The 9760-nt window shown below is 70.8% G+C and carries 10 protein-coding genes; 6 read left to right on the top strand and 4 right to left on the bottom strand.

The genetic code is table 11. The features are described 5' to 3' along the window. Nucleotides 1-559, top strand: a 559-nt coding sequence (locus OTB16_RS27195; protein ID WP_267723416.1) for a helicase associated domain-containing protein, incomplete at its 5' end; no start/stop codon positions are given. 134 nt (nucleotides 560-693) lie between these two features. Continuing rightward, nucleotides 694-1302 (top strand): ferredoxin, encoded by a 609-nt coding sequence (locus OTB16_RS27190; protein ID WP_267723415.1) that lies wholly within the window; start codon nucleotides 694-696, stop codon nucleotides 1300-1302. Between the two features lie 528 nt (nucleotides 1303-1830). On the opposite strand, the gene OTB16_RS27180 is transcribed toward OTB16_RS27190, so the two are convergent. The 3 genes from OTB16_RS27180 to OTB16_RS27170 form a co-directional block, all read right to left on the bottom strand. Further along, nucleotides 1831-3273, bottom strand: a complete 1443-nt coding sequence (locus tag OTB16_RS27180; RefSeq protein ID WP_267723414.1) for an ATP-binding cassette domain-containing protein — start codon at nucleotides 3271-3273, stop codon at nucleotides 1831-1833. 185 nt (nucleotides 3274-3458) lie between these two features. Next, nucleotides 3459-3617: a hypothetical protein gene (locus tag OTB16_RS27175; RefSeq protein ID WP_267723413.1), complete on the bottom strand. Its 159-nt coding sequence runs from the start codon at nucleotides 3615-3617 to the stop codon at nucleotides 3459-3461. 276 nt (nucleotides 3618-3893) lie between these two features. Beyond that, nucleotides 3894-4319: a hypothetical protein gene (locus OTB16_RS27170; protein ID WP_267723412.1), complete on the bottom strand. Its 426-nt coding sequence runs from the start codon at nucleotides 4317-4319 to the stop codon at nucleotides 3894-3896. Nucleotides 4320-4787: 468 nt separating this feature from the next. Here OTB16_RS27170 and OTB16_RS27165 point away from each other — a divergent pair. Next, a protein-coding gene (locus OTB16_RS27165) for an IS5 family transposase (protein WP_267723411.1) occupies nucleotides 4788-5614 on the top strand; the annotation gives its coding sequence in 2 pieces (ribosomal slippage) (nucleotides 4788-5154 and nucleotides 5154-5614; 828 coding nt in all). A 9-nt stretch (nucleotides 5615-5623) separates the two neighbouring features. Here the strand turns inward: OTB16_RS27165 and OTB16_RS27160 are convergent. Continuing rightward, on the bottom strand, nucleotides 5624-7039 hold the full coding sequence (locus tag OTB16_RS27160; RefSeq protein WP_267723410.1) for an FAD-binding oxidoreductase: 1416 nt from the start codon (nucleotides 7037-7039) through the stop codon (nucleotides 5624-5626). Nucleotides 7040-7174: 135 nt separating this feature from the next. Here OTB16_RS27160 and OTB16_RS27155 point away from each other — a divergent pair, with 135 nt between their 5' ends. From OTB16_RS27155 to OTB16_RS27145, 3 genes are read left to right on the top strand one after another with little or no spacing between them, the layout of a single operon-like run. Continuing rightward, complete coding sequence (locus tag OTB16_RS27155) at nucleotides 7175-8221, top strand: beta-ketoacyl-ACP synthase III (RefSeq protein WP_267723409.1); 1047 nt, start codon at nucleotides 7175-7177, stop codon at nucleotides 8219-8221. Nucleotides 8222-8267: 46 nt separating this feature from the next. Next, nucleotides 8268-8507 (top strand): acyl carrier protein, encoded by a 240-nt coding sequence (locus OTB16_RS27150; RefSeq protein WP_267723408.1) that lies wholly within the window; start codon nucleotides 8268-8270, stop codon nucleotides 8505-8507. Continuing rightward, complete coding sequence (locus tag OTB16_RS27145; protein ID WP_267723407.1) at nucleotides 8507-9727, top strand: beta-ketoacyl-[acyl-carrier-protein] synthase family protein; 1221 nt, start codon at nucleotides 8507-8509, stop codon at nucleotides 9725-9727. The genes OTB16_RS27150 and OTB16_RS27145 overlap by 1 nt, the downstream gene beginning before the upstream one ends. Nucleotides 9728-9760: the final 33 nt, after the last annotated feature.

The following is a 9760-nucleotide window of genomic DNA, read 5'->3' as shown; positions in this document are numbered from 1 at the left end:
GCGGGCGCAGCAGCTGACCGCGATCGACCCCGACTGGAACTGCCCGTGGCCGCTGGACTGGCAACGCCACCACCGGATCCTCGCCCAGCTCGCCGCCGACGAACCCGGCGGCCTGCTCCCCGCCATCGAACCCGGCGTCACCTTCGACGGCGACGACCTCGGCAGGTGGCTCACACGACAGACCCGCACCTGGACACAGCTATCCACCGAACAGCAGCAACTACTGACCGCACTCGGCGTCACGCCCGCCCAGACGCCGTCACCCGCACCCGTAGCGGCCGGCGGTGCGAAGGACGGTACGGCGAAGGGATCGGGCAAGGCGCAGCAAGCGTTCCAACGGGGCCTGGCAGCCCTCACGCAATGGGTCGAGCGCGAAGGCGCCGACCGGCCCGTCCCCCGCGGCCACGCCGAGCCGATCACCATCGACGGCGAGACCGAGCCGGTGACCGTGACGGTGAAGCTGGGGGTGTGGATCTCCAACACCAAGGCCCGCCGCAACAAACTCGACCGGGCCCAGCTCGCCGCACTCACCCAACTCGGAGCCGACTGGGCGCGGTAGCGGGGCAGCACGCGGGGGCCCGGACGAGGCGCGTATACGGCCCGCCGGACTGCGTGAAGCGTACATACCGCGTACTCAGGGCGTGCATGTGGCGTGTATCCGCCCCACCCGCACCATCTGACAGTGTGCGGACCATGAGCTACTGGGATCCACTGCCGTCCGTCCGGGCCGCGGAGAGCGGGCCGCTGCCCGCGCCGGACGGCGGCACGTGGCTGCCCGCCCCGGAACACCGCGGCAACTGGTGGAACACCCGCCCCGAACGCTGGGCAGAACGCGACTGGCGCAACGTGCCGGGGCCGTTCTACGGGGCCGGGACCGACAACTGCTGGATGGGCCGGCTGGTCGCCCCCGCGCACGTGCTCTACGACGACGAGTGGGGCGCCGAGTTCGTCTACCGGCAGCCCCGTGACATCGCACAGGCGCTGGCGCTGCTGGGCGCGGTCGCGCAGGACCCGATGGCCGGGTACGCCTGCGACGGTGACGACCACTGGACCCCAGAGCTCGTCCGCGACTGGTGGAGGGGGCGGGGCCGGGTGCGGGAGTGGGCCGCGGCCCTGGACCGTACGTGGTCGGTCTCAGACCGGGCGGCGGAGCGCGAGGCGGCTGGCGGCGCCCGAGAGTACGTCGCGTACATCGACGGAGGCCTCGCGGAGAACCTCTGCCATTACCTCTTCTGGCTGTCCGAAGGCCGCCCGGCGAATGCCGGCGAACCCTTGCCGGTCCTCTCCCCGCACGGGGCCTAACAGGGGCCCGGTTCCGCGCTCGGCAAAGGCTCGCCCCATGGTGCTTCGGCGGATGTGCCGTCTCGTCCAGCACGTCGGCCGCCGCTTGGCATACGAGCCGCCGAGGCCCCGCCTCCCGCCCCGGCGCCCGTGTCCGCGGGAAGGGGCCGTCCAAGGCGTAGCAGGCGTTTCAGCGGGGCCTGGAAGCCATCACGCAGTGGGTCGAGCGGGAAGGCGCCGACCGGCCCGTACCCCGCGGCCACGGCGAGGAGATCACCATCGACGGCGAGACCGAGCCGGTGATCGTGAAGCTCGGCGTATGGGTCTCCACCACCAAGGCCCGCCGCGCCAAACTCGACCGGGCCCAGCGTGCCGCGCGCGGTCAACTCGACCGCGAGCGCGTTCAGCGCCGTCCGGTTCATGCTCATCCTCCCAGGATCTCTGCCACGTCCAGCTTCATTGTCCCCATGCGCTTGAAGACGGTGCCGTCGGGCTCCTCCGCAGCCGGGCGCAGCAGCGGTCCCGGTTCCGGGACGCTGGCGGCCAGAATCAGCCGGACGGCGCGTCCCAGTGGCGGTAGGCCCGGTAGCCCGCAGCCGTCACCAGGACGGTGTAGAGGCAGAAGAGCGCCGTCGCTGTGGACGTGGACAGGGGCGAGCCGACCAGGGTTTGGGCAAAGGAGCGGTCTTCCGGCGGGTAGGCCGAAACGTCCGTGAGCATCGCGCGGCCTGCGGCGAAGGGGAGCCAGCCGCCGATGCCGTCCAGGCCCGGCAGGTATCCCAGCAGCCCGCCCACCAGGCGCTCGACGATCAGCGGCCACATGCACAGCACCACGACCGGGATGATTCGGCTGCGGATCAGGGACACCAGTGCCAGGCACAGGAGGGCCCAGCACCCCATCCACAGAATGAAGCGGGAGGCCGGGAGCACCACTTCTGTCCAGGCGGGCTGGGGGACGTCCTTCGCGGCGAGGACGGCCGCCGAGGACAGGCCACCAAGGAGTGCGCTGCCCGCCGCCACGCCCGCGCCCGTGAGGAAGCCGACCGTGCACTTGGCGAAGTACGCGGTGCTCCGGCCGTTCGCCGACAGCCACGTAGTGCGGGCGGCGCCGCGCACCAGCTCGGTGGAGACGGGGCCGGTGCCGAGGATGAGGACGAAGAAGCACAGGGCCGGGATCTGCGTCGCGAGCGGCGTCCAGGCGATCACGTCGGCCATCGCGGAGGGGATCGTCCCGTGGATGGTATCGAGGTCGAGGAGCACGGTGATCCCGGTCAGCAGACTCAGGAGCGCCACCACACCGAGCAGCACCCAGGTGGAGCGCAGCCCCGACAGGTGCCGCCACTCGTAGCGACAGGCTCGGAGCAGGGCCTGGGCCCGGGAAACGGGCACCGGTCGCCTAAGAGCCGGGGACGGCACGGGCGCGGGCCTCGCCGCAGGGCCGGACGGGATCACCTGGCGGCTGACGGACTGGAAGTCGCGCAGCCAGCGGATCGAGTGGGGGTCGAGGCCGTTCGCCGGCTCGTCGAGGATCAGCGCGGGCGGGTCGCCCAGCAGGGCTTGGGCGATGGCCACGCGCTGCGCCATGCCGAGCGAGAGCTGCCCCAGGAAGAGGGTGGCGGCCCGGGTCAGTCCGACCGTCTCCAGCAGTTCGTCGACGTGCTCGTCAGAAGCGGCGGAACCGGCGGCGGCCATACGCAGGTGGGCGCGTACACGGTGCTTGGGGTGGCCGGCCACACCGCCGAGAACTGCCCCGACCACCGTGCCGGGCGCGCCCCAGTCGTGTAGGCGGTGCCCGAGGTAGAGGGTGCTGCCCTCGCCTCGCGTCAGGCCCAGCATCAGCCGGATCGCGGTGGACTTGCCCGCGCCGTTGGCGCCGACGAATCCGGTCACCTCGCCGGAGCGGAGGGCCAGCGAGACGTCCGACAGGACGCGCCTGTCGCCGAAGGAGCGGCCGAGGCCGCTGGCCTCGACGAGTGCGTCGCCCTTCTCCACCGGGTATTCCTCTCCGGACTGCTCATGTAGGGTTCTCCTGCGTTATCGCAAGGGGGAGGAAGACCGAGGAAGACCTGAACAGGCGTGGAAACCGAAAGGCTTCCTGCGGACTTCTTCCCCCGACGGCGCCCGTTTTCCTCGTTCGTCGCTCCGGCGGTGAGAGAAGTGAGCCCCCACCTGTCCTCTCATTCGGTGACGAGGACGAGAAGCCGCCAGGCGAGTACGGCGTGCACCGCCACGCACATAACCCATGCCGCGGGGGCGCGCATTCCGTGGCGCGCCACGGTCGTCCACCCCGCGAAGGTCGAGATGGCCGACAGGCCCCACAGGACCCAGGAGACCACTCACCACGGCGTGGACGGCGACTCCACCAGAAGTCCGATCACGGCCAAGGGAGCCAGCAGGAGGAGGGGCAGCACCCAAGTGCCGGCAGTGGCGGCACGCGGCGACGGCCCGGTGGCGCGGGTGGGGGATCCCGGGGTGGTGGGGGACATGATGGAGATACTCCCTGTCGTACGTGTTCGGGCTGCCGGCAGGGTCCGCCGCGTGTGCACCCGCGGCGGACCCTGCCGGCGATTCCTCAAAGGGGCCGACGGCGAACTGGTGTGGCCTCCCCGTGCTTAGTGCAGAGCGCTGTAGATCTCCCAGAGCGTCAGACCCGGGGTCACGGCTGCGAGAGGCGCCCGGGCGTACCAGGGCAGGCCGTCGTACCACCTCACGAAGTCGCTGTACTTGCCCGCGACGGCCTTGGCGAAGCCGCCGACCTTGCTGAACGCGGCCTTGATGACCTTCCATCGGTTCTCGGTGGCGGCTTCGCCGGCGCCGATCCGCTCGATCTCGGCCTTCTCCGCATGCGTCAGCTTGGCCGCGAGCGGACCGTCCAGCAGGGCGCGCGCGGCCTGCTGGGCTTCGGCCTGGTACGTGGCCGAGAGGGTCTGCGGAGCGGGCGCGGGAGCCGGGGCGGCCTGGGCCAGGCCGGCACCCGCTCCGAGCGCTGCGGCGGCGACGGCGGACACGGCCGCCATGCGCATGGTGTTGCGGTTCATTCGATATCCCTTGCGTTCATCGCAAGGAGGAGGAAGCCCGCATGGGCGACCTGAACAGGCGTGGAACCGAAAGGCCCCCCGAACTTCATCCCCCGATGATGTGATGGTGCATACCGGACCGTCCATGGTCAGTGAACAGATCGGTAATGCCGGCGCGGTCCGGCTTTTCAGTTCCGAATTCCGGGCATGGATGAACGCTATCCGGAGAAGGATCACGTCACCACAGGAAAATCAGCCAGGAGGGCCGCACGAATCGACCGGCCTCCTGCCTGCGAGGAATGAGGGACGAACGGAATCCTTCTACTCTTTCCCTGGCCGGAACCAGGCTGTTGCGGTGGGGAACCGGCCGAGTGGCGCAGCGGCCGAGGCAGGCGCCCCATCGGCGCCCGCCCACCATTCTCCGCCGCGAGGCCGTGGGGCCCGGCTCGGTGGGCTGGGCGTGAATAAGAAGTCATCTCATTTGGGCGGATGGGTAGGCTGTCGGTCGTGGCGGGCATTGTTGAGCGGCTTGTGCCGGATGAGTTGTGGGTGTTGTTTCAGCGGGTGGTGCCCGAGGCGCCCTCGCGGCCGCAGGGCGGTGGACGTCGCCGGTACGGTGATCGGGAGGTGTTGGCGGCGATCTTGTTTGTCGCCACCTCGGGTTGCACCTGGCAGCAGCTGCCCACGGCGTCGTTCGGGCCGTCGGGGGCGACAACTCACCGGCGGTTCTCCGAGTGGAGCAAGGCCCGAGTGTGGGCCAAGCTCCACCGCCTGGTCCTCGATGCGCTCGGCGCCCGCGGCGACCTGGACTGGTCCCGCTGCGCGATCGACTCGGTGAACATGAGGGCCCTGAAAAGGGGGACCTGACAGGTCCGAATCCTGTCGACAGGGGTAAGTTCGGCTCGAAGATCCACTTGATCACGGAGCGGACTGGTCTGCCCCTTTCCATCGGTATCTCAGGGGCGAACCTGCACGACAGTCAGGCGCTCGAACCCCTCGTGCGCGGCATCCCGCCCATCCGTTCACGCCGCGGCCGACGACGGCGCAAGCCCGGAAAGCTCCATGCAGACAAGGGCTACGACTATGCCCACCTGCGGAAATGGTTACGCGGGCGCGGCATCACGCACCGCATCGCCCGTAAAGGGATCGAGTCTTCCATCCGGCTCGGCCGCCACCGCTGGGTCGTCGAACGCACCATGTCCTGGCTCGCCGGCTGTCGCCGACTCCACCGCCGCTACGAACGCAAGGCCGAACACTTCCTTGCCCTCACCAGCATCGCCTGCACCCTCATCTGCTACCGCAGACTAGCCAAATGAGATGGCTTCTCAGGAGGTGAAGACCTTCCCCGGGTTGAAGATCCCGGCTGGGTCGAACACCTTCTTGATCCCGCGGTGCAGGTCGAGTACGGCCGGGCTCAGTTCCTGGGCCAGGCCGCGCATCTTGAGCAGCCCCACCCCGTGCTCCCCGGTGACGGTGCCGCCCAGGGCGATCGCCTGGTCGACGACCTCATCGAACACCCCGCGCCCCCGGGCCAGGGCGGACACGTCCCCCCGGGGAACCACCATCATCGGGTGCAGGTTGCCGTCCCCCGCGTGGGCCAGACTCGCGATGTGCACGTCGTGCGCCAGGGCGATCCGCTCCAGGTGGGCAAGCATCTCCGGCACGAGCATGCGCGGCACGCAGATGTCCTCGCTGAGCACCAGGCCCAGCCGCTCCAGCGCCGGATAGACCAGTCGGCGCGCGGCGAAGAGGGCATCCGCCTCGGCAGCGTCGGTCGAGCGGGCGCTCCAGGTCGCGCCCGCGCTCTCGAAGCAGCTCAAGACGGTGTCGGCCTCCTGGTCTCCGGCTGCTCCGGGGGCGTCACAGCGGGCCAGCAGCAACACGTTCCCGACCTCGGTGAGGCCCATGTTCTTCCAGTCGTCCACGGCGCGCAGGCAGTAGCCGTCGACGAGTTCGAGAGCGCTCGGCACCACTCCGGAAGCCACCACGCGGGCGACCGCGCGTCCCGCGCTCGGCAGGTCGTCGAAGTAGCCGACGACGGTCCGCTCCTGCGCGCGGGCGCCCCGCAGCCGCAGGGTGACCTCGGTGACCAGGCCCAGGGTGCCCTCCGAGCCCACCATCAGCCCGGCCAGCTCGTAGCCGGCGGTGCCCTTGGCGGTCTGCCGCCCCAGTCGGACGGTCTCGCCGCGTCCGGTGACGGCCTCCAGCCCGAGGACGTAGTCCCGCGTCACCCCGTACTTCACGCAGCACAGCCCGCCCGCGTTGGTGGCCACGTTTCCGCCGATCGTGGACCACGGGGCGCTGGCCGGGTCGGGCGGATACCAGAGGCCCTTCTCGGCGCAGGCCGCGCGCAGATGGTCGTTGACCACCCCGGGCTGTACGACGGCGAGCCGCTCGTCAGGGTCGATCCGCACGATCGCGTCCATCGCGGTGAACGAGACGACCACGCAGCCCTCGATGGCGTTGGCCCCGCCGGACAGCCCCGTGCCCGCGCCGCGCGCGACCAGCGGCACACCCCGCTCGGCGCAGTACGCCACCACCACGGCGACCTCGGCGGTGTCGTGGGGGCGTACGACGGCGGCGGGCATGCCGAAGGGGGCACCCGCCGCCTCGTCGTGCGCGAAGGAGGCCCGGGTGTCCCGGTCGGCGATCACCCGCCCCGCGGGAAGGAGCCGTGCCAGCTCGGAAGAAGCCGTGGTGGCCGAAGAGGTCGGGGTGGCCGAAGGAGTCGTGGTGCCCATCTCAGCGACGCTTTCACTGGCCCCGCCAGGGGGCAATTGGCCTTTGGTACAGCCAGATCCGTACGTGTACGAAAGGCCAATTGCCGTGCCTCGGAGGGCTGCGCGAGGGTGGTTGGACGCCAGGTCAGACAGTGGATGGCGACCATCAGGGGGGAATTTCACATGGCGGCGGTGCTCTCGGGTATCGGAGGATTTCTCCCTCCCAAAGTGGTCACGAACGACGACCTTTCCGCGACGCTCGACACGAACGACGAGTGGATCAGGACGCGGACCGGAATCAGTGAACGCAGGGTCGTCTCGGACGGCCTGTCGACCGGCACCCTGGCCGTGGAGGCCGGCGCCCGGGCGCTGCGGTCCGCCGGAGTGAGCGGGGTGGACGCGGTGGTCGTGGCGACCACCTCCCCCGACCGGCTCTGCCCGGCGGTGGCGCCGGAGGTCGCGTCCCGGCTCGGCATGGGCACGGTGGCGGCCTTCGACCTCACCTCGGCCTGTAGCGGGTTCCTCTACGGACTCGCCACCTCCGCCGGGCTGATCGCCTCGGGGACCGCCGACAGCGTGCTGTTCATCGGCTCGGAGGCCTTCACCACGCTGGTCAACCAGCGGGACCGCGGGACGGCGCCGATCTTCGGCGACGGAGCGGGCGCGGTGGTACTGCGCCGAGGCGCGGACGACGAGCCCGGCGCGCTGGGCCCCTTCGACCTCGGCAGTGACGGTTCGCTCGCCGATCTGCTGGCCATCCCGGCCGGCGGTTCGCGCCAGCGGTCCGCGGACGCGGGCCTCGGCCACGGCTCGGTGCCCACCGAGGACTGGTACCTGCGGATGGAGGGCCGCCCCCTCTACACGCAGGCGGTCGAGCGCATGACGCAGTCGGCGCAGGCGGTGCTCAAGCGTACCGACTGGTCCGTGGCGGACATCGACTGGTTCGTCGGCCACCAGGCCAACGTCCGGATCGTGCGGGCGGTGGCGGAGGAACTCGAAGTCCCCGAAGAGCGCGTCGCGGTCAACATCGACCGGGTCGGGAACACCCTGTCGGCCTCGGTCCCCCTGCTGCTGAACGACATCGCCGCCGCCGGCGCCCTCAAACCCGGCGACCGGGTGCTGCTCTCGGCGTTCGGAGCCGGTCTCTCATGGGGCTCGACGGCCCTGGTCTGGCCCGACATCCGCGCCGAGCACCTGAACTGACAAACCTTCAACAACTCGACAACCCGCTCGAACCAGGAGAAACATCATGAGCACCATCCAGGAATCCGTCGTCGAGGTCTTCGTCTCACGCTTCGATCTCGACGCCGAAAGCGTCGTCCCGGAGGCGACCTTCGACGACCTCGGTCTCGACTCGCTGTCCCAGATCGAGCTGGCGACCGCGCTGAAGAAGCGCCTCGGCGTCGTCATCACCGACGCCGAACTGACCGAGATCGAAACCGTCTCGGACATCACCGCCCTCATCGAGCAGAAGGCCGCCGCCGTCTGATGAGCGGCTTCGCGGCTTCCATCACCGGCATCGGCCTGATCACCCCCGCGGGCATCGGGGTCAAGGAGAACTGGAAGCGCGTGGTCGACGGACGGTCGACCGCCGCCCACCACGACGACCTGGCCGGCCTCCCAGTGACCATGGCCTGCCGGGTGCCCGACTTCTCGCCCCGGCGGCTCGGACTGCGCGGCGCCTGGCAGTGGGACCGCTACTCCCAGTTCGCCATCGCCGCGACGCGCGAGGCCCTCGCCCAGGCCGGTCTGGTGGCCGGGGAGTGGGCGGACAGCGCACGGGTGGCCGTCATCGTCGGCTCGGGTGCCGGCGGCACCGCGACACTGGAGGAGCAGCACCGGATCCTGATCGAGGAAGGACCCGGTGAGGTCTCCGCGATGACCCTGCCGATGGGGCTGCTGAACATGGCGGCCGGGCAGGTTGCCATCGACATCGGGGCCAACGGCCCCTGCCTGGCACCGTGCACCGCATGCGCCGCCGGAGCCAGCGCGATCGGCCTCGGCCGCGAGCTGATCCGGTCCGGGCTGGCCGACATCGTGATCGCGGGCGGCGCCGAGGCGCCGATCACCCCGCTGTACGTGTCCTCCTTCGCCCGGATGCGGGCACTCTCCGGGCGCCTGGACGACCCGGCGACGGCCTCCCGCCCCTTCGACGCGACCCGCGACGGGTTCGTACTCGGCGAGGGCGCGGGCATCGTGGTCCTGGAGTCCGAGGAGCACGCCCGGGCCCGCGGCGCCCAGACCCTGGCCCGCGTGATCGGGTACGGCGCCTCGGCCGACGCCCACCACGTGACCTCCCCGCATCCGGAGGGCAAGGGCGCGGAGCTGGCGGTCCGGGCGGCGCTCGCCGACGCGGGCCTGACCGGCCGCGACGTGGGCTACGTCAACGCCCACGGCACCTCCACCCCCCTCAACGATGTGATCGAGGCCGGGGTGATCCGCCGGGTGATCGGCTCGGACGCCAAGGTCAGCTCCACCAAGGGCGTCACCGGGCACCCGCTCGGCGCGGCCGGCTCCATCGAAGCGGCGTACGCGGCGCTCGCCGTGCACCACGGCGTGATCCCTCCGACGGCCTCGCTCACCGAGGTCGACCCGCGGGTGGACGTCGACGTCGTGCACGGCGCGCCACGGCTCGGCCCCGTCGACATCGCCCTGAGCAACTCCTTCGGGTTCGGCGGCCAGAACGCTGCCCTGCTGATCTCCTCCTGAACCGCACCACCAGCACCGCGAAAGGACCCCTCA

Source organism: Streptomyces antarcticus (genome assembly GCF_026627255.1).
Classification (GTDB): domain Bacteria; phylum Actinomycetota; class Actinomycetes; order Streptomycetales; family Streptomycetaceae; genus Streptomyces; species Streptomyces antarcticus.
This window is presented reverse-complemented; position numbering and strand designations above follow the sequence as displayed.

Bases quoted from the DNA above. Each gene is read 5' to 3' on its own strand.
- OTB16_RS27190 (WP_267723415.1), top strand. From the start codon at position 694: ATGAGCTACTGGGATCCACTGCCGTCCGTCCGGGCCGCGGAGAGCGGG.
- OTB16_RS27170 (WP_267723412.1), bottom strand. From the start codon at position 4,319: ATGAACCGCAACACCATGCGCATGGCGGCCGTGTCCGCCGTCGCCGCC.
- OTB16_RS27160 (WP_267723410.1), bottom strand. From the start codon at position 7,039: ATGGGCACCACGACTCCTTCGGCCACCCCGACCTCTTCGGCCACCACG.
- OTB16_RS27155 (WP_267723409.1), top strand. From the start codon at position 7,175: ATGGCGACCATCAGGGGGGAATTTCACATGGCGGCGGTGCTCTCGGGT.
- OTB16_RS27150 (WP_267723408.1), top strand. From the start codon at position 8,268: ATGAGCACCATCCAGGAATCCGTCGTCGAGGTCTTCGTCTCACGCTTC.
- OTB16_RS27145 (WP_267723407.1), top strand. From the start codon at position 8,507: ATGAGCGGCTTCGCGGCTTCCATCACCGGCATCGGCCTGATCACCCCC.